The organism is Pseudomonas fluorescens group sp. PF-1 (genome assembly GCF_054481335.1).
In genome coordinates this window covers 2,520,631-2,539,001 of record NZ_JBTMNG010000002.1, presented here as the reverse complement: position 1 = coordinate 2,539,001, position 18,371 = coordinate 2,520,631, and the positions used below count along the sequence as shown (strand labels likewise).

At 61.1% G+C, this 18,371-nt stretch carries 16 protein-coding genes; 8 read left to right on the top strand and 8 right to left on the bottom strand.

From position 1 onward, the window contains the following. Positions 1-92: 92 nt before the first annotated feature. The gene (locus ACX3YD_RS26585; RefSeq protein WP_458961447.1) at positions 93-1,403 is read left to right on the top strand and encodes a leucine-rich repeat-containing protein kinase family protein; all 1,311 of its coding nucleotides are present in this window, start codon (positions 93-95) and stop codon (positions 1,401-1,403) included. A 129-nt stretch (positions 1,404-1,532) separates the two neighbouring features. Here the strand turns inward: ACX3YD_RS26585 and ACX3YD_RS26580 are convergent, their stop codons facing one another. Further along, positions 1,533-2,237 carry a YebC/PmpR family DNA-binding transcriptional regulator gene (locus ACX3YD_RS26580; RefSeq protein ID WP_090323589.1) on the bottom strand — a complete coding sequence of 235 codons (705 nt, stop codon included), beginning with the start codon at positions 2,235-2,237 and terminating at the stop codon, positions 1,533-1,535. A gap of 217 nt (positions 2,238-2,454) precedes the next feature. Between ACX3YD_RS26580 and ACX3YD_RS26575 the strand changes: the two genes are divergently transcribed. Then, entirely contained in the window at positions 2,455-3,879 is a 1,425-nt protein-coding gene (locus ACX3YD_RS26575; RefSeq protein WP_458961446.1) for a type VI secretion system Vgr family protein, read from the top strand. A 3-nt stretch (positions 3,880-3,882) separates the two neighbouring features. On the opposite strand, the gene ACX3YD_RS26570 is transcribed toward ACX3YD_RS26575, so the two are convergent. Both ACX3YD_RS26570 and ACX3YD_RS26565 read right to left on the bottom strand, forming a co-directional pair. Then, positions 3,883-5,274 carry an FAD-dependent oxidoreductase gene (locus tag ACX3YD_RS26570; RefSeq protein WP_458961445.1) on the bottom strand — a complete coding sequence of 464 codons (1,392 nt, stop codon included), beginning with the start codon at positions 5,272-5,274 and terminating at the stop codon, positions 3,883-3,885. 70 nt (positions 5,275-5,344) lie between these two features. Then, positions 5,345-6,670 (bottom strand): MFS transporter, encoded by a 1,326-nt coding sequence (locus ACX3YD_RS26565; RefSeq protein WP_458961444.1) that lies wholly within the window; start codon positions 6,668-6,670, stop codon positions 5,345-5,347. Positions 6,671-6,938: 268 nt separating this feature from the next. On the opposite strand from ACX3YD_RS26565, the gene ACX3YD_RS26560 reads away from it, so the two are divergent. Then, positions 6,939-7,811, top strand: a complete 873-nt coding sequence (locus ACX3YD_RS26560; RefSeq protein ID WP_103405986.1) for a LysR family transcriptional regulator — start codon at positions 6,939-6,941, stop codon at positions 7,809-7,811. A gap of 22 nt (positions 7,812-7,833) precedes the next feature. Here ACX3YD_RS26560 and ACX3YD_RS26555 read toward each other — a convergent pair whose 3' ends face one another. Continuing rightward, positions 7,834-8,697, bottom strand: a complete 864-nt coding sequence (locus ACX3YD_RS26555; protein ID WP_458961443.1) for a LysR substrate-binding domain-containing protein — start codon at positions 8,695-8,697, stop codon at positions 7,834-7,836. A 109-nt stretch (positions 8,698-8,806) separates the two neighbouring features. Between ACX3YD_RS26555 and ACX3YD_RS26550 the strand changes: the two genes are divergently transcribed. The 3 genes from ACX3YD_RS26550 (at position 8,807) to ACX3YD_RS26540 (ending at position 11,551) form a co-directional block, all read left to right on the top strand. Further along, positions 8,807-9,916, top strand: coding sequence for a 2-aminoethylphosphonate--pyruvate transaminase (locus ACX3YD_RS26550; RefSeq protein ID WP_458961442.1), 1,110 nt, complete (start codon positions 8,807-8,809; stop codon positions 9,914-9,916). Between the two features lie 67 nt (positions 9,917-9,983). Then, positions 9,984-10,811, top strand: a complete 828-nt coding sequence (gene phnX / locus ACX3YD_RS26545) for a phosphonoacetaldehyde hydrolase (protein ID WP_103405989.1) — start codon at positions 9,984-9,986, stop codon at positions 10,809-10,811. A 179-nt stretch (positions 10,812-10,990) separates the two neighbouring features. Beyond that, entirely contained in the window at positions 10,991-11,551 is a 561-nt protein-coding gene (locus ACX3YD_RS26540) for a cytochrome b (RefSeq protein WP_047527556.1), read from the top strand. Positions 11,552-11,609: 58 nt separating this feature from the next. Here ACX3YD_RS26540 and ACX3YD_RS26535 read toward each other — a convergent pair whose 3' ends face one another. Both ACX3YD_RS26535 and ACX3YD_RS26530 read right to left on the bottom strand, forming a co-directional pair. After that, a complete protein-coding gene (locus ACX3YD_RS26535) occupies positions 11,610-12,536 on the bottom strand; it encodes a 1-aminocyclopropane-1-carboxylate deaminase/D-cysteine desulfhydrase (protein WP_458961441.1) in 927 nt (308 codons plus the stop codon). 83 nt (positions 12,537-12,619) lie between these two features. Continuing rightward, positions 12,620-14,659 (bottom strand): oxidoreductase, encoded by a 2,040-nt coding sequence (locus ACX3YD_RS26530; RefSeq protein ID WP_458961440.1) that lies wholly within the window; start codon positions 14,657-14,659, stop codon positions 12,620-12,622. A 211-nt stretch (positions 14,660-14,870) separates the two neighbouring features. Between ACX3YD_RS26530 and ACX3YD_RS26525 the strand changes: the two genes are divergently transcribed. Beyond that, complete coding sequence (locus ACX3YD_RS26525; RefSeq protein ID WP_458961439.1) at positions 14,871-16,001, top strand: nitrilase-related carbon-nitrogen hydrolase; 1,131 nt, start codon at positions 14,871-14,873, stop codon at positions 15,999-16,001. A gap of 3 nt (positions 16,002-16,004) precedes the next feature. Next, complete coding sequence (locus ACX3YD_RS26520) at positions 16,005-17,045, top strand: AraC family transcriptional regulator (RefSeq protein WP_103405993.1); 1,041 nt, start codon at positions 16,005-16,007, stop codon at positions 17,043-17,045. Between the two features lie 3 nt (positions 17,046-17,048). Here ACX3YD_RS26520 and ACX3YD_RS26515 read toward each other — a convergent pair whose 3' ends face one another. Both ACX3YD_RS26515 and ACX3YD_RS26510 read right to left on the bottom strand, forming a co-directional pair. Then, positions 17,049-17,234: a hypothetical protein gene (locus tag ACX3YD_RS26515; protein ID WP_130207725.1), complete on the bottom strand. Its 186-nt coding sequence runs from the start codon at positions 17,232-17,234 to the stop codon at positions 17,049-17,051. Positions 17,235-17,384: 150 nt separating this feature from the next. Continuing rightward, positions 17,385-18,233: a DUF2242 domain-containing protein gene (locus ACX3YD_RS26510; protein WP_458961438.1), complete on the bottom strand. Its 849-nt coding sequence runs from the start codon at positions 18,231-18,233 to the stop codon at positions 17,385-17,387. Positions 18,234-18,371 lie beyond the last annotated feature (138 nt).

The following is an 18,371-nucleotide window of genomic DNA, read 5'->3' as shown; positions in this document are numbered from 1 at the left end:
ACTGCGGGCTCGCTCGCGAAAGCGGTCTGACCGACAACACTCATTCCCGTTATCATGCCGCCCATTCATTTGATCGATGGCGAGCCCCGTTCATGCACACCCTTGCACAATTGCGCGCCGGCACACTGGCAGGCATCACCCGTCTGGACCTCAGCTGCGGCCTGACAGAATTCCCCCGGGAAATCTTCGACCTGGCGGACTCCCTGGAAGTGCTCAACCTCAGTGGCAATGCCTTGAGCAGCCTCCCGGACGACCTGCATCGCCTGACCCGTTTGCGCGTGTTGTTCTGCTCGGACAATCTGTTCACCGAACTGCCGGCCTGCGTGGGCCAGTGCGCGGCGCTGACCATGATCGGCTTCAAGGCCAACCGCATCGAGCACGTGCCGGGCGCTGCGTTGCCACCGCTCCTGCGTTGGCTGATCCTGACCGACAACTGCATCGGCGAACTGCCGACGGAGCTGGGCGAACGCCCCAACCTGCAAAAACTGATGCTGGCGGGTAACCGACTGCAACGCTTGCCGGAAAGTTTGCGCCATTGCCATCGGCTGGAGCTGATCCGCATCGCCGCCAACCAGATCAGCCAATTACCCGAATGGCTGCTCGCGCTGCCGAGCCTGACCTGGCTGGCGTACGCCGGTAACCCACTGGAAACCGAAGCCGACGCGGCCGCCCTGGCAGCCACTGCGAGCATTCCCTGGTCGCAGTTGCGTCTGGAGCAGCTCCTGGGCGAAGGTGCTTCGGGGTTGATTCATCGGGCGGCATGGGCACGACCGGGCCACGCGGACACGCCAGTCGCGGTTAAACTCTATAAGGGCGAAATGACCAGTGATGGCTCGCCGTTGCATGAAATGAACGCCTGCATTACCGCTGGCCTTCACCCCAACCTGATCCGGGTCGAAGGCCGGGTGGTCGATCACCCGCAAGACACCGCCGGGCTGGTGATGCAACTGATCGAGCCCAGCTACCGCAACCTTGCCGCGCTGCCGAGCCTGGCGACCTGCAGCCGCGATGTCTACGCCGAAGATACCCGGTTCACGGCCGATGTCGCCTTGCGCATTGCCCGTGGTATCGCCTCGGTCGCCGAGCACTTGCACCGCCAGGGCATCACCCATGGCGACCTCTACGGCCACAATATTCTGTGGAACGCGCAGGGTGATTGCCTGTTGGGGGACTTTGGCGCGGCGTCTTTCCATGCCACGCAAGACACCCTGGAAAGCCGTGCACTGCAACGCATCGAAGTGCGAGCGTTCGGGGTTCTGCTGGGGGAATTGCTGGAGCGGATCGACTCGGGGTTGAGCGCCGAGGAGCGTCTGCGGCTGGAGGATCTGCAGCAGCGCTGCTGTCAGCCTGATGTACTGGCGCGACCGGGGTTCGACGAGGTCATTCAATTGCTGAAAGATTGATGACTGCTGCGCGGTCCATCGCGGGCCAGCCCGCTCCCACAGGGTTCAGCGTCGTACGCATTTTTGCGAACGACACAAATACTGTGGGAGCGGGCTGGCCCGCAATGGCGGTGTTACTGGAAATACAACTTAACCCGCCAACCCGACAAACATGTCTTGCACGTCATCATGGTTATCGAGGCCTTCGAGGAAGGCTTCGACTTCAGCCATCTGCTCGTCGCTCAGGCCGCTGACCGGGTTCTTCGGCTGGTAGCCCAGCTTGGCCGACAGTACGGTGAAGCCTTGCCCCGGCAGGGCTTTCTGTACTGCGTCCAGATCCGCAGGCTCGGTCAGGAACAGGGTCGCGCCGTCTTCGCCCGGCTCGAAATCCTGAGCGCCCGCTTCGATGGCGGCCATTTCCGGATCGGCGTCCGGGGTGTCCGGCGAGGCTTCGATCATGCCCACGTGGTTGAAGTCCCAGGCCACCGAACCGGAAGCGCCCAACTGGCCCTTGCGGAATGCCACGCGGATTTCAGCGACGGTACGGTTGATGTTGTCAGTCACGCATTCAACGATCAGCGGCACCTGATGCGGCGCGAAGCCTTCATACGTCACGCGATGGTATTGCACGGTTTCGCCCAACAGGCCCGCACCCTTCTTGATGGCGCGATCCAGTGTTTCCTTGGGCATCGAAGCTTTCTTGGCCTGTTCAACCACCAGGCGCAGGTGTGCGTTGGTGGCGACATCAGCGCCGTTGCGCGCAGCAATGGTGATTTCTTTCACCAGTTTGCCGAAGATCTTTCCCTTGGCGTTGGCTGCCGCTTCTTTGTGTTTAACCTTCCACTGTGCGCCCATTACTCACTCTCTTGTCTGTGGCGCCGAGACATCTATTGGCCGACGCATTGCGCCAGTTTACCCGGCCTAAAGTTGGCAATCGACCAAAAATTCCGACCTCGAATCGACATATTCACCGGCAGTTGTAGGGCGATTCTGAAACTCCTGTTTGCGATGACCATTAAGGGCTGTGGTTTCGTACCCTCTGCAGCCGTACTCCATGGCAGAAGCGCGTCCGATGCATAACGATAAGGAAAGTCTCTTCACCCTGACACTGCTTGACGACGATTTGAGCCTGCAGGTGGTGCAGTTCAGTGGCCAAGAAGCCCTCAACCAACCCTATCGATTCGAGATTGAAGTGATTGGCCTGGCGCCGGCCATGCCGCTGCAACAACTACTGCACCAAGCGGCGTTCCTGAGCCTTGGACAGGGCCAGGGCATTCACGGCGTACTGCACAACGTCAGTCGCGAACATCGCGGCCCGCACCGGGTCGGCTACAAACTGGTGCTGGGCCCCGCCCTGCAATCGCTGGACCGACATCGTTGCCGACGCATTTTTGAGCCGTCCAGCGTGCCCATGATCCTGCAGCAGTTGCTGGCCGAACATGAGCTACCCGATGACAGCTATCGCTTCGAACTGACCCATGACCACTATCCTCTGCGACCGTTTTGCATTCAGTACGAAGAAACCGACCTGGCCCTGCTGCAACGGCTGTGCGAGGAGGAAGGCATTCACTATCACTTCGAACACCACCGCCACGGGCACGTTCTGGTGTTCGCCGACGACAGCCTGAGTTTCCCTCAGGAACCGTTGTTGATGCCGTTCCGGAGCGATGCACCCGATGACAGCAACCCATGGCGAATCAGCGAGCTGTTCCAGCGTCACGATTCACGGCCCTCTTCGCCAAGGCTGGATGCCCGAGACCGCGGCGCCATGGACACCGACGACGGCGCGGCCAATCATGTGTTTAGCCAAGCCATGGCGCCCACGGCCCGCCCCGCTCCCGAACAGCGCTACCGCGATCAACTTGCTCGCCGGCATCTGGAGCGCTTGCGATGCCGGCAAATGCAGATTCACGGCCAAAGTAATCACGGCGAACTGCGCAGCGGCTGCATCGTGCAGGTGACTGAGCACCCACTAACCGGTTTCAACGATCAATGGTTGGTGACCCAGGCGCGTCATCAGGGAGAGCAGGGTTCGATTCTGCAGCAGGGCACCTCGGGCGCGCCCAGGCGTTACCGCAATCAGTTCAGCGCGATTCCCTGGTCAACGGTGTTTCGTCCGGCGCTCGAACAGACGAGGCCGCGTATCCCGGGTTATCAGCCAGCGCGGGTGCTGGGCCAGACCGGGCAGCAGTCGGCGCTGGATGAGCAAGGTCGCATACAGGTGAGTTTGTGGCCTGCTACGGACAATGAAACCGAAGATGGCATCGGCCTCTGGCTGCCCGTTGCGGTGACGGGTGCCCGCATCGATCCTGGCGGTTTGCCCATGGCCGGCACAGACGGATGGGTCAGTTTCCTCGACAGCGATCCCGACCGCCCGGTGTTCTGCGCCAGCACCGGACACCGCTCCACGCCTCGATCCGCCCGACGCCATGAGCCACGGAGCGATAGCCGACTGCTGCTCGACTGGTTGATCGACCCCACCGACGCCGGGTCCTGAGCCTCACCCCTTGTCAGCCTTGCCGGCCGCCGCCGCGAACCTGGCCAGGCGCACGTCCAGATGCCGGGGCCGCCGTCCGTGGTCCTCGGCGCGCTCCTTGCGGCGAATGGCGTTGCGCACCATCAGCGAGCCAAGGTAGCGAATCGGTTCCGGCGGGAAGAAGCCCAGCGGTCCGTTGACCAGTGGCGAGCGCGTCCAGGGATTGTCCAGGCCCTGGACCATCGAAGCCAGAATCTGCCCGCCCATGTGGCATGGCCCGACGCCGCTGCCGGAATATCCAAAACCGTAGAACAGGTTCCCGCTGGCACTCATCTGCCCAAAGAACGGCAGCCCTGTGACCGAGCGATCCGACGGGCCGTTCCAGGTTGCGTCGACCTTGACGTCGGCAAACGCCGGGAAGAAGTCCGTCAGACTGCTGCGAAGCAGACCGGCATAGGGCGATGGCTGATCGAACACCGGTGACAGGCGACCACCGTAAGCGAAGGTATTGCCGCCCTTGCCGAGCATGATCCGGCCGTCGGGTGTGTTGTGGTAGTAGTGCACGAAAATCCGCGAATCGAGCACGGTGACACCGCTGGTCAAACCGATTTCGTCGAGCAGATCGGGTCGTGGTTCGGTGATCAACATGTCGCTGGAGACGATCGCCACGCTGCGTTCGAACTGTGGGAATGCCCGTGCCATCCAGGCATTCATCGCCAGCACCACACGATCGGCGCGAACGCTGCCATTGGCGGTCTGGATGACGGCCGGCTTACCTTCCTCCAGCCCGGTCATGGCGGTGTTTTCATGAATCCGCACGCCAAGCTGCAAGGCCACCCGGCGCAAACCACGCACCAGTTTGCCTGGCTGCACGCTGGCGGCGGCCGGGGAAAACCAGCCTTCCAGGTGCCTGGTAGAACCGGCCATGCGTTGTACATCAGCCATCGATCGCTGACTGAACGAGTTGATGCCGTTTCGCTCCAGCGCGGCGATCACCGCGTCGGTCGAGCCGACCTGAGCACGGTTGGTCGCGGTGTAGAGGGTGCCATCGAGGCGGTAGTCAGCGTCCACCGCATACCGTTCGCAGAAGGCCCCGATCGCGTGGATGCTGCGCTCGGATTCCTTGACCAGCCGCACCGCTTCTTCAGCGCCGAACAGGCGTTCGAGGGTGAAATACTTGGCCGACCACGACAGCGCACAACCACCGTTGCGGCCACTGGCGCCGGCGCCACAGATATCGGCTTCGATCAGCACCACTTCCAGGCCGGGGTTTTGCTCCTTGAGCATGATGGCGGTCCATAACCCGGTGTAACCGCCGCCGACGATACAGACGGCGGCGCGGGTGTCGCCTTGCAGCGCCGGACAGGTTTCGCACGTCTCGGTCTTCAAGGCCTGCTCCAGCCAAAAGGGTCTCATGGGATCACTCTCCATTCGATAGTCCGCACGCCAGCCTGCCGCAAACGCAGCAGGCGGCGACGGACAGGGTTCAGGTACGCAGGGATTTGACGCTTATTGGCCGGTTAGGCACGAGGGGATAGTGGGTTCGCAAACCACCGGGGCGGCTGTTCCAGTGCGGGATCAACACCAGTGCGGAGAACATCGCGCAGCCAGCGAAGACAATGAACACCGTCACGGTGTCGAAATAACCAGGCAGCAACCCGCCAAGAATCGCCCCGACCGAGCCGCAACCGTTGACGAAACCGGCGGCGGTCGCACCGGCCTTGGCAGTACCGAAGTCGATGGCGGCCGCGCCGCTGATCATCGAATCCGGTCCATAAAGCGTCAGCCCCATGACAAACAGCAGCGCCACTACCAGCAGCACACTGCCGGTGTGCAGGGCACCCATGAACAGCGCGAGCGACACGGTCAGCGCCAGCAGACTGAGCACACAGGCGGGCATACGTCGGGCGCCGAACATTTTGTCGGAGGCGAGGCCGATCATGATCGGTCCGAGCAACCCGGCCAGTTCGAACGCCGTCGGAATGATCGCCGCGCCGACCTTGCCCACCGAGGGCATCTGTTCGAACACAATCACCGGGCCCCAGAGCAGAATCGCATAGCGCGCCGGCTTCAGCATGAAGTACGCGAGGCCGAGCACCAGTACCGTACGATTGCGCAGAATTTCCTTTAACGGCTCCAGGACGCTGATTTTGCTTTGAGCCTGTGCCTCTTCAGCGGTCAGCTCGGGCTCGGGCTCCACAGCCGGCAAACCAACGTCTTCGGGTTTGTTGCGTTGAAAAATAAAAAACAGCACGGCGACCAGCCCAACCACCGCCGCACTGGAAATGAACGCCGCATGCCAGCTGCCGATGAGCGTATAGGCCCACCAACCGGCAAAGGGCGATGCCACGAGACCGCCAAAGGCGTAGCAGGAACTCCACAGGCCCAACACCCGCCCGCGCTGCTCGGCGGGATAGAAACTACCGAGGTTCTTGCACAGCCCCGACCAACCGGTGGACTGCGCCAGGCCTTGAATCAACATGCAAGTGGCGAAAATCGGCAACGTGGCGAAACTGCCCATCACCAGCGCGGCGGCCGCAGAAATCAGCAAGCCGCCCAGTACCACGACCCGCGGGCCGAAGCGATCGGCCAGGATGCCCCAGGTGAATTGCCCGATGGCGTAAGCGGTCAGATAGATTGCATCGAGGTTGGCCATGGCCATTTTGTCGAGCATGAACATCGAGTCTTCGCCAATCCCGAGTTTTGCAACAGAGAATGCTTTGCGAGTGAAGTAGAAAGCGGCGTAGGCGAGCCAGGTGATCGCGAAGATCTGCACGCGCCAACGTTTGATGGTGCCGATGGGCTTGTTCATTGTGGTTCTGACCTCAGGGTGTGAGTGTGCCGGCAGAATTGAAAGAAAACGCCTGTGTTTTTATTGTTGAGCACTGCGAAATCACCTTGTCCCTGTGGGCGATTCCGGTCAGATGAGTCCTGTTGTTGCACGCACAGGCTCATGGCACCCGCTGCTGTTCGATTGACCAGTCACCGGGGCTGAGGTGGATAAAAACAATTACTGATTAATAAGTGAAATCGATTTATCGTATTTCAAAAATAAGCTCAGCTTGTTATTGAGGATTCACATGTCGGTTTCCCACGCCCAACTCAAAGCCTTCCACGCCGTAGCCGTGCACGGGAGCTTTACCAAAGCCGCCGAACGACTGTTTCTCACGCAACCAGCCATTTCCGATCAGGTGCGCAAACTCGAAGAGCGCTACGGTGTGCTGCTGTTCCACCGCAACAAGCGTTCAGTGCGCCTGACCGACCTGGGCGAACGCTTGCTCGGCGTCACGCAGAAACTGTTCGTGATCGAAGCCGAAGCCCAGGAACTGTTGCAAGACTCCCAGGCCTTGCAGACCGGCAGCCTGGTTCTGGCGGTGGACGCGCCGGTGCATGTGCTGCCGCAGATCGCCCGATTCTGTGAGCGTTATCCGGGGATCAGCGTGAAGATCGAAACCGGCAACACCGATGAGTCGCTATTGCGGCTCTTCAACTATCAAGCCGATCTGGCGTTACTGGGCCGTGATGTCAGTGATGAACGTCTGCTCTCGTTACCGCTGCGCAACGACCCGATGGTGGCGTTCGTGTCGCGCAATCACCCGTGGGCCGATCGTAAGTCCATCTGCCTGGCGGACCTGGACGATACGCCGCTGGTGCTGCGGGAAATCGGTTCGGTGACGCGACAAACACTGGAAGAAGAAATGGCTGGCGCCGGTTTTCGCATCCGCCCGGCCATTCAGGTCGAAGGGCGGGAGGCGGCGCGAGAAGCGGTGGTGGTGGGGATTGGTGTCGGCGTGGTGTCGGCAGCCGAATTCGGCGCGGATTCGCGTGTGTGTGCATTGCCGATTACCGATTGCAAACGGCGGTTGACCGAGACGCTGGTGTGCTTGCGCGAGCAGAGTTCGCGGCGGGTGGTGGCGACGTTTCTGGAAATGGTGCGCGAGAGCCTGAGGTAAGCAGGTCTGGCCCCATCGCGGTTTATCGGCCTGGCACCAACTCAAAAAACGCCTGGATCAAACGCAAATCCCGGCGCCGTTCCATGCACCCCATCATGTGCCGGTTCACCAACCCCTCGCCAATGATCGGCACCGCCGTCACCCGGGGGTCGTGGCTCACCTCTACCGAAGACACCACGCCCACGCCCAACTCGGCGGCCACCGCTTCAGTCACCGCTTCGCGACTGTCCAGCTCCAGCAACACCCTTGGGTTGACCTGGGCATGGGCGCACGCCTGATCAAAGGTGCGCCGGGTTATCGAACTCGGCTCACGCAACACCATGATCACCTGATCCAGTTCCTTGAGTGTCACGCCATTGGACCGTTGCGCCCACGGATGACCGTTGGGCACCAGTGCGCAAATGCGTGACTCGCTGAGCGCTTGCAGATGCAGCCCCTTGCGCGGCTCGACTTCGGTCAGCACCGCCACGTCGGCATGTTCGGACAACAGCGCCGCCAGGGTTTCCTGAGCATTGCCCAGGCGCAGGTTCACCGTGATGCCCGGATAACGCGCCCGCAGGCTCGCGAGCATCGGCATAACCATATGCGGGCCGTCCGCCGCCACTTCCAGGCGCCCGGTCAGCAACTGCCGGTTGGCCTCCAGCATCGCCTGTGCTTCTTCGGCCAGGCCGAACATGGCCCGGGTGATCGCCGCCAGTTTGGTGCCCTCTTCCGTCAACTCCACCCGTCGCGCGGTGCGGCGCAACAGGCTGATCTGGTAGTGCTCCTCCAGCGCCTTGATGTGCCCGGTGACCGCCGGTTGACTGATGAACAGCCGTGCGGCCGCCCGGGTAAAGCTGCCCTCGCGGGCCACGGCGTCGAAAGCACGCAGCTGAAACAGATTCATGAATAAGCCTCACTGATGGCTGGCATAACAACAAACAATTTGATTGATAACACGGCAAATTGCAATTTAGGCCCCGTAGCTTCATCCCATCGATTGCGAGGACACGAGAATGAGTACTGCCGCCCCCATCCTGCTCACCCCTGGCCCACTGACCACTTCGGCACGCACCCGTCAGGCGATGATGGTCGACTGGGGTTCATGGGATGAACGCTTCAACCAACTGACCGCCAGCCTCTGCGAACAACTGCTGGCAATCATCAACGGGGGCGCCAGTCATCACTGCGTGCCCCTGCAAGGCAGCGGCACCTTCGCGGTCGAAGCGGCCATCGGCACGCTGGTACCGCGAGACGGCAAAGTGCTGGTACTGATCAACGGTGCCTACGGCAAACGCCTGGCGAAAATCTGCGAAGTGCTCGGCCGCTCGTTCAGCACCTTCGAAACCGCCGAAGACGAACCCACCACCGCCGCCGACGTCGAGCGCCTGCTGCGCGCCGATGACAGCATCACCCACGTCGCGCTGATTCACTGCGAAACCAGCACCGGTATCCTCAACCCGCTGCCGGAAATCGCTCGGGTCGTTGCGCAACACGGCAAACGCCTGATCATCGACGCCATGAGTTCCTTTGGCGCGCTGCCGGTCGACGCGCAACAGATTCCGTTCGACGCACTGATCGCCGCTTCGGGCAAATGCCTGGAAGGCGTGCCGGGGATGGGGTTCGTTTTCGCTCGCAAGGAAGTCTTGGCCAGCGCTGCCGGCAACTCGCACTCGCTGGCAATGGATCTGTTTGACCAGCACTCCTACATGGCCAAGACCGGCCAATGGCGCTTCACCCCGCCGACCCACGTGGTCGCGGCGCTGCACGAAGCCCTGCTGCAATACAACGAAGAAGGCGGCCTGCCGGCCCGGCACCGGCGCTACGCCGCCAACTGCGAGGCACTGATGGAAGAGATGGGCAAGCTTGGGTTGCGCAGCTTCCTGCCGGCCGCCATCCAGGCACCGATCATCACCACGTTCCACGCACCGAAAGATCCACGCTACCAGTTCAAGGAATTCTACGAACGGGTCAAGGCCAAGGGTTACATCCTCTACCCCGGCAAACTGACCCAGGTCGAAACCTTCCGCGTCGGCTGCATCGGTCACGTCACCCCGGCGCAGATGCGCGAAGCGGTGGCGGCGATTGGCGACGTGCTGCGTGAGATGGAAGTGTTAGAGATCTAAGCCATACCGCCTTCCCCACAGTAACCACATCGCCCCTATTAGCCAGTTGCCACAGGACTTGATCACCATGAACTACACCCATCCAAGCAAACTCCAGGCCGCCATCCTCGACTGGGCCGGCACCGTGGTCGATTTTGGCTCCTTCGCGCCGACGCAGATCTTTGTCGAAGCCTTCGCCGAGTTCGACGTCCAGGTGTCCATCGATGAAGCCCGTGGCCCGATGGGCATGGGCAAGTGGGACCACATCCGCACCTTGTGCAATCAGCCGGAAGTCGCCGAGCGCTACCGCAACGTGTTTGGCCGCACGCCCACCGACGATGACGTCACCGCCATCTATGAACGCTTCATGCCGCTGCAGATCGAAAAAATCGCCGAGCATTCGGCACTGATCCCGGGCGCCCTGGACACCATCGCCAACCTGCGCCGGCAAGGGATCAAGATCGGCTCGTGCTCCGGCTACCCGAAGCAGGTCATGGACAAGGTGGTCGAACTGGCCGCCACCAACGGTTACGTAGCCGATCACGTGGTCGCCACCGACGAAGTGCCGAATGGCCGCCCATGGCCGGCACAGGCACTGGCCAACGTGATTGCCCTGGGCATCGACGATGTCGCCGCCTGCGTGAAGATCGACGACACCGTGCCAGGCATTCTCGAAGGTCGCCGCGCTGGCATGTGGACCGTGGCGCTGATCTGTTCGGGCAACGCCCTGGGCCTGGACTACGAGGGTTATCGCGCCTTGGACAGCGATAAACTGGACAGCGAACGCACGCGTATCCATGCGCTGTTCGAAGGCTCGCGCCCGCATTACATGATCGACACCATCACCGACTTGCCGGCCGTGATCGCCGATATCAACAAGCGACTGGCCAACGGTGAGATGCCGCAAACCAGCTGATTGCCACGCCTCCAAATGCAGCGCCAGTGTGTGAACGGAACTGGCGCTTTTTGCTGTCAATCAGCTGAACCAGTGCTCCCGTGACCCATCGCCACAGGCAAACACCGTGAAACAGGATTACAGTAAAGCACACCGTCGAAGAAGAACGGTGGCTTGAGCTGACCTGTGAGGAACACCGTATGCCATGGAAAAATTCCGATTCGCGCTATAGCACCGTCTCGATAGCGCTGCATTGGTTGATGTTGGTCTTGCTGGCGTTGGTTTATGCCTGCATAGAATTTCGCGGGATTTTCCCCAAGGGCAGTGGCGGGCGAACACTGATCGTGGAATCGCACTTCATGCTCGGCCTGACCGTGTTCGTTCTGGTCTGGTTGCGTTTGTTTGCTCGCAGCCTGGGCCCGGCGCCACAAATCTTCCCGGCCTCCCCTCGGTGGCAGACGGTGATGGCCAGGCTGATGCACTGGGCGCTGTACCTCTTCATGATCACCATGCCGATTCTCGGCTGGCTGGTCACCAGTGCCAAAGGCAATCAAGTGATGTTTTATGGTATCGACCTGCCCATGCTGATCGCTGAAGACAAAGCACTGGCCAAACAAATCCAGGGTTGGCATGAACTTGGCGCAACCATCGGCTATTGGCTGATTGGCCTGCACGCGTTGGCCGGGCTTTATCATCACTACGTGGTCGGCGATAACACCTTGCTGCGGATGATGCCCAAACGAGTGAGCCGCAATTCCTGAGACCCGCAATACCTGAGTGTGGGGGCAAGCTTGCTCCCACACTGGTTTCTGTTGCCCTTCAGTGCTGCGAACCGAACCCTCGCAGGCCCTGCAAGCCTCCGGTATGGATGAAGATCAGTCGGGTCCCGGAAGCAAACCGGCCCGCCTCGACTTGCTGTTTGAGCGCCAGCAACGCCTTACCTGTGTACAGCGGTTCCAGAGGAATGCCGCTGGCGCGCTCGGTCTTTTCGATGAATTCAAGCAACGGCGGATCGACGCGGGCAAAACCGCCACGACTGGCGTCGAACAGTTGATAAACCGCCGTGGTTTCGCCCGCTTCTGCAACGATCCTCTCGACCGCCTGCGCGACCCCATGATCGTCGGGCACCGCCAACGCGCCGTAAACCGGATGATCCCCCGTTTCAGCCAGCACCAGGCCGGCCAGGGTCGTACCCGTTCCGCAGGCCAGCCACCAACCGTCGTAGTCGCTCCAGCCGACACGGGCCAGTTGCGCAGTGACCTGCGCCCTCAACTGCATGCAGCCCCGCGCGCCTGGCAAACCACCGCCGCCTTCGGGGACCGGGTGCAATGTCGGGTACAGGGATTGCCACGGCTGCCAGAAACCCGCTTCGTGCCGCGCGCGATAGCCGCCATAACCGAGCCAGTGCAACTGCATGCCGAACGCCTGCAAGTCTTTCACGGTGGGCGTTTGCTGAGGGTGGCCGCGCAGCAGACCGACCGTGGAAAAACCCAGGCGCTTGCCGGCGGCGGCCAGTGCGTGAAGGTGATTGGAGTGCGCGCCACCGAGGCTGATGATGCCCTCGGCACCCGCCCGGTCAGCGGCGTTGAGGTGTTCGATGAGCTTGAACCATTTGTTACCGCTGATCAGCGGGTCGATCTGATCCAGGCGCAGGATGGCGACTTCGATTCTGGCGCGGCTGAGCCAGTCGAGTTGCAGTGGTTCGAGGGGGGCTTGGGGTCGCCAGTTTGCGGGAGGAGAAAGCATTGATGCCGGCCCAGGGAAAAGAGCCGGCATCTTAGCAGTTGACGGGTGACGAGGGCGTTCGCGCCCTCGCCGCAGGGCTGCTATTACAACTCAGCCGCCAACCGCGAACCCTGATTGATTGCACGCTTGGCATCCAGCTCCGCCGCGACGTCGGCGCCACCGATCAAATGCACGTTCTGCCCTGCCGCGACCAGGCCTTCCTGCAACTCGCGCAACGGGTCTTGGCCGGCACAGATCACGATATTGTCCACCGGCAGCACTTGCGGCTCGCCGGTTTCGCCGATGCGGATGTGCAAGCCTTGGTCGTCGATCTTCAGGTATTCGACACTGTTAAGCATCTGCACCTGCTTGTTCTTCAAACCGGTGCGGTGAATCCAGCCGGTGGTTTTGCCAAGGCCGTCGCCGACCTTGGACTTCTTGCGTTGCAGCAGGAACACTTCACGGGCCGGGGCATGGGGCGTGGCCTTGATCCCGGCGACACCGCCGCGCGCTTCCAGGTGCGTATCGATGCCCCATTCTTTCCAGAATTCATCGCGGTTCAGGCTGGTGGACACGCCCTGGTGAACGAGGAACTCCGACACATCGAAACCGATACCACCGGCGCCAATCACCGCGACACGCTTGCCCACTGGCTTGCGCTCGAGGAGCACGTCCAGGTAACTCAGGACCTTGGCGTTCTCGACGCCTGGAATCGCCGGGGTTCTAGGGGCGATACCGGTCGCCAGGATGATCTCGTCGTAACCGCCCTCGACCAGTCTTGCCACATCCACGCGAGTGTTGAGGCACACTTCGACGTGGGTGGTTTGCAACTTGCGGTTGAAGTAACGCAGGGTCTCGTAGAACTCTTCCTTGCCCGGTACGCGCTTGGCGACGTTGAACTGGCCGCCGATTTCGCTGGCCGAATCGAACAGCGTCACTTGATGGCCACGCTCGGCCGCTACGGTCGCGGCGGACAAACCCGCAGGGCCGGCACCGACCACGGCGATTTTCTTGATCTGCTTGACCGGCACATAGTTGAGTTCGGTTTCGTGGCAGGCACGCGGGTTGACCAGGCAACTGGTCAACTTGCCGCCGAAGGTGTGGTCCAGGCACGCCTGATTGCAACCGATGCAGGTGTTGATTTCGTCGGCGCGGCCTTCAGCGGCCTTGTTGACGAAGTCCGGGTCGGCGAGGAACGGCCGCGCCATCGAGACCATGTCAGCATCGCCTTCGGCCAGAATCTGCTCGGCGACTTCGGGGGTGTTGATGCGGTTGGTGGTGATCAGCGGAATATTCACCGAACCACGCAGCTTGGCCGTGACCTTGCTGAAGGCCGCACGCGGGACCTTGGTGGCAATGGTCGGAATCCGCGCTTCATGCCAGCCGATACCGGTATTGATAAGGGTCGCACCGGCCTGCTCGATGGCCTTGGCCAACTGCACGATTTCTTCCCAGGTACTGCCGCCTTCCACCAGATCGAGCATCGACAGGCGGAAAATAATGATGAAGTTCGGCCCTACCGCTTCACGCACCCGGCGGACGATCTCCACTGGCAAGCGCATGCGGTTTTCGTAGCTGCCGCCCCAGCGGTCGGTACGGTGGTTGGTGTGGGCGGCGAGGAACTGGTTAATGAAATAACCTTCGGAGCCCATGATTTCGACGCCGTCGTATTCGGCCTGTTGCGCCAGGGTCGAACAGGTGACGAAATCGCGGATCTGCTTCTCGATGCCTTCCTCGTCAAGCTCTTTGGGCTTGAACGGGTTGATCGGCGCCTGAATGGCGCTCGGCGCGACCTGTTTCGGGCTGTAGGCATAACGGCCGGCGTGAAGGATCTGCATGCAGATCTTGCCACCCGCCTCGTGCACCGCGCGCGTCACGATCTGGTGCTTGAGCGCCTCTTCTTCGGTGGTCAGCTTGGCGGCGCCGGAATACACCCCGCCCTCATCGTTCGGACCAATGCCACCGGTGACCATCAAACCGACACCCCCACGGGCACGCTCGGCGAAATAGGCCGCCATGCGCTCGAACCCACCCGGTTTCTCTTCAAGGCCGGTGTGCATCGACCCCATCAGGGTACGGTTGCGCAGCGTGGTGAAACCCAGGTCCAGCGGGGCCAGCAGGTGCGGGTAATGGGCGGCGGTCATCGGAAACTCCACATCGAGCGATCACGGGAAAAATGCGGAAGCTCTCGTGGCCCCCGTCAGTCATGTTCGACAGACTAAGAGCCGAGTCGTTGTCACTCAATGACCATAACTGACAACTTATTGATCCAAATGCGCAGCCCCCCTTGGCAAGCGCCGGCATGGGCCATACCCTAGTCGCCGAATCCTGCTCGCGGCCGTTGACTGTTTCCCCATGCGCAAACTTTTGTACCTGACCTTCTCCATGGCGCTGATTGCTGTCCTGACGACCTACGCCATGTGGGCCGCGGATCGCCCGGTGGGGCATTACCTCTCGGACTTGCGGATCAACCTGGCCGTCGATCAGGGCACGCCTGCCGATCGCGGCAATCTGCTGGGCATCCAGCCCGAACTCTTTCCCACCGATTATCAGAGCCCTGAACGCCTGCACCGCAAACTCGCGGCCTACTTGCAGAAAGCCAAAGACCAGGGATTGCTGAACGAAAAAACCATCGTGGTCCTGCCGGAGCATGTCGGCACCTGGCTGATGGTCAGCGGCGAGAAGGATGAGCTGTACCAGGCCAGCACGTTGAAGGAAGCCATGAACTGGCTGGCCGCGAGCAACCCCTTGAAATTTGTCCGTGCCTTGATCAGCGCCGAAGGCGGCAACCGCCTGGACGATGCTCACCTGCGTATGAAAGCAAAAGGCATGGCCAAGGATTACCAGGCGTTGTTTGGCGGCCTGGCGAAAGAATTCAACGTGACGCTGGTGGCAGGCTCCATTGTATTGCCCGAGCCGAGCATCATCGATGGCACCCTGAAAATCGGCCACGGTGCGCTTTACAACAGTAGCGTGGTGTTTAGCCGCGATGGCCTGCCAATCGGGCAACCGCAGCGCCAGATGCACCCGATGTTTGCCAAGCAGGATGGGATCAAGGCCAGTGGCGAGCATTCACTCAATGTGGTCGACACACCGGCCGGACGTTTGGGCGTGCTGATCGGTCGCGACAGCTGGTATCCGGAAAATTATCGCAAGCTCGACGAGCTGCACGTGCAACTGGTTGCGGTTCCCGCCTATTTGGCAGGGCGCGGCACCTGGGATCAACCGTGGCGAGGATACCGGGGCTCGTCGACGCCACCCTCTGTCAACCTCAAGCCAGGAGAGCTCAGCGAAGGCCAGGCGTGGCAGCACCTGACCCTCACGACCCAGGCACCGGCCAGTCAGGCCTCCGCCGGGGTCAGCGTGTTTCTGCGCGGGCAATTCTGGGATCAGGGCAGCGCCGGACAAAGCTTCATCAGCAGCAGCGGCCAGCAGTTCATCGATACCAACGCGCATGGTGCGCGCTTGCTGAACCTCTGGTTGTAGCGCATGAAATCCCTTCCGATGCGTCTGGGCGATCTGTCAGTGGGGTTTGTTCACAGCCTGGCTGACGCCATACGCAGCCACGGTGTGGACCCGCAACCCTTGCTCGAACAATACGGCCTCGACGCAGCCCGACTCGGCGAAGCGTGTGCACGACTCTCGATACCCCGCTACATGCGCCTGGGCCATGGCGCTATTCAGCTGACCGATAACCCGGCACTTGGACTGCGCATGGGCCGGTACAGTCGCTTGAGCCAGGCGGGCCTCGCCGGAGTTACCGCCTCCCAGGCGCCGACCGTGCGCGAAGCGGCACGTTGCCTGATCCGTTTTGAAGCCTTGTATGGTTCCAACTATCGCGGACAATCGAGCTTTCACGAAGACCCCCAGGGTGCCTGGCTGAGGTTCTACTCGATCAGCCCTTACAACAGCTATAACCGGTTTGTGGTCGACTCGATCATTGCCGGCTGGTTGCAGCAATTGTCCAGCGTCAGCCCTGCTCCACTGCGTGCCGAGCGCATCGAGATCGAATTCGAAGCCCCCGATTACCGCGCGGACTATGAAGTGTTGGGTGACTGCCCGATCCAGTTCGGCTGCGAACACAATCAGCTGCGCCTGGGCCTGGAGAGTCTCGCTCAGCGCAACCCTGAACATTGTCCAAGCACCTGGCGTCACTTGCTGCAACTGTGCGAGCGGGAACTGGAGCAACTGACACGCACCCGCAGCCTGCGTGAACGTATCACTCAGTTGCTGGGGCCGTTGCTCAATGGCGGCCGGGAACCCGACCTCGAAGAAGTGGCGGCACGCCTGAAGCTGCCCACCTGGACCTTGCGTCGCAGACTTGCCGAAGAAGGCACGCAATTTCGCGCAATTCTCAACGACACACGTCGCGACCTGGCCATGACCTACATTCGCGACACCGAACTGGCATTCGGAGAAATCGCCTATCTGCTGGGTTTTGCCTCAGCCGAAGCCTTTCAACGCGCATTCAAGCGCTGGAACCGTCAGACCCCCGGCGAATTTCGCCGCAGCCACCGTCAGTTAGCCTGACGCTTACAGCTCGGTCGCGTCTTCGGCTGGTTCCAGCGGGTCCAGCTCAAAGGCCTGATACTCGAGCAGCTCTTCCTGATAATCGTCCATTTTGAATCCCCCACGGCTCATTGAAAATTGTCTGAATAAATGACCAGCAACTTGAGCATAAAGTCCGCGCATGAAAGAAAAATGACGCAGCCACGACACGCCTTCGCTCTACGATAAAACGTAGCAGGCGGTCAGGCATTTATCAGCGTTTTTTTCGAGACAGACCGCAGAACGGCAGCCTGGTTTGACGTGGGTCAATCTGTGCAGCGCAATGGGAGCGGTTTTCCACTCCCGCGACGCTGCAACCCGCTATTGGCCGGTAACAGGCATCGCCGGAATCGGTTCTGTCGGCGGCGGCATGTCGCTTGAATGGGTCGGCGGCGTAATGGTTTCCGAGGACGCGGCCGGCTCTTCGCTCCGGGTCGCCGCAACTGGCGCGGTTTCCGGCGGCGCAACCGGTTCAGAGGCTGCGGGAGTGGCTTCAGCGGGCACTGGGGGCACTGGGGCCGCTACGGGTGCAGGTACTGCTGCCGGTGCCGGGGTCGCTGCTAACGGAGCCGGAGCAGCCTTGGCTTCAGGCACTCCCAGATCGGTTTTCGGTTTTTCGGTGATGTGTGCAGCCTTCTTCGCCTCCGGTGGCAGGAACAGTTCGACCAGCGTGAAAAAACGCTCATAGAACTTGGCCGACGATACGGTTTCGCTGGCGACCTTGACCATCGAATCGTCAGACGAGCCTATTGGCATCGACACCGAACCCAACACACCGACACCAAGACTGGCGGAGTTGTTGGTCTTCTTCAATGCATAGCGGTCCTGCAGGGCATTGGCGAACATGGTCGCGTGGTGCCCCTCGCTACCATCATCGGTACACACCACACTGAAGCTGATCTCCATATGGGTCTCGCCGGTCTGCTGGAAGCTCTTGTGACCACTGACCAGTTTCGGATCACTGCTGGTGATGATATAGCCCTGGCTGAGCAACGCCCGACGGGCGGCTTCACAGGATTGCGCATCAGTCACCGGATAGTTACGGGAAAACGTACCGGAGTCGGCGAAGTTCTCATGCTCATAGATGGCGGCTTTTTTCGACGAGCACCCGGCCGCAACGGCCAGCACCAGCGCCAGCCCGGCAACACGCATGGGAAATGATTTAAACATTGAACATCCTGAGGAAATCGGTTCGGGGCGTATTGTGCAACAGATCGATGCTTAGCGGCGCAACGATTGTGTCTTAAAACAGTTACAGGTCCGTTGATCCCGATATTAGGCAAAAGATCCCGGAAGATTGATGACAAC

Excerpts from the sequence above, each read along its gene's own strand:
- ACX3YD_RS26585 (WP_458961447.1), top strand. The coding sequence starts at position 93 with ATGCACACCCTTGCACAATTGCGCGCCGGCACACTGGCAGGCATCACC.
- ACX3YD_RS26580 (WP_090323589.1), bottom strand. The coding sequence starts at position 2,237 with ATGGGCGCACAGTGGAAGGTTAAACACAAAGAAGCGGCAGCCAACGCC.
- ACX3YD_RS26575 (WP_458961446.1), top strand. The coding sequence starts at position 2,455 with ATGCATAACGATAAGGAAAGTCTCTTCACCCTGACACTGCTTGACGAC.
- ACX3YD_RS26570 (WP_458961445.1), bottom strand. The coding sequence starts at position 5,274 with ATGAGACCCTTTTGGCTGGAGCAGGCCTTGAAGACCGAGACGTGCGAA.
- ACX3YD_RS26565 (WP_458961444.1), bottom strand. The coding sequence starts at position 6,670 with ATGAACAAGCCCATCGGCACCATCAAACGTTGGCGCGTGCAGATCTTC.
- ACX3YD_RS26560 (WP_103405986.1), top strand. The coding sequence starts at position 6,939 with ATGTCGGTTTCCCACGCCCAACTCAAAGCCTTCCACGCCGTAGCCGTG.
- ACX3YD_RS26555 (WP_458961443.1), bottom strand. The coding sequence starts at position 8,697 with ATGAATCTGTTTCAGCTGCGTGCTTTCGACGCCGTGGCCCGCGAGGGC.
- ACX3YD_RS26550 (WP_458961442.1), top strand. The coding sequence starts at position 8,807 with ATGAGTACTGCCGCCCCCATCCTGCTCACCCCTGGCCCACTGACCACT.
- phnX (WP_103405989.1), top strand. The coding sequence starts at position 9,984 with ATGAACTACACCCATCCAAGCAAACTCCAGGCCGCCATCCTCGACTGG.
- ACX3YD_RS26540 (WP_047527556.1), top strand. The coding sequence starts at position 10,991 with ATGCCATGGAAAAATTCCGATTCGCGCTATAGCACCGTCTCGATAGCG.
- ACX3YD_RS26535 (WP_458961441.1), bottom strand. The coding sequence starts at position 12,536 with ATGCTTTCTCCTCCCGCAAACTGGCGACCCCAAGCCCCCCTCGAACCA.
- ACX3YD_RS26530 (WP_458961440.1), bottom strand. The coding sequence starts at position 14,659 with ATGACCGCCGCCCATTACCCGCACCTGCTGGCCCCGCTGGACCTGGGT.
- ACX3YD_RS26525 (WP_458961439.1), top strand. The coding sequence starts at position 14,871 with ATGCGCAAACTTTTGTACCTGACCTTCTCCATGGCGCTGATTGCTGTC.
- ACX3YD_RS26520 (WP_103405993.1), top strand. The coding sequence starts at position 16,005 with ATGAAATCCCTTCCGATGCGTCTGGGCGATCTGTCAGTGGGGTTTGTT.
- ACX3YD_RS26510 (WP_458961438.1), bottom strand. The coding sequence starts at position 18,233 with ATGTTTAAATCATTTCCCATGCGTGTTGCCGGGCTGGCGCTGGTGCTG.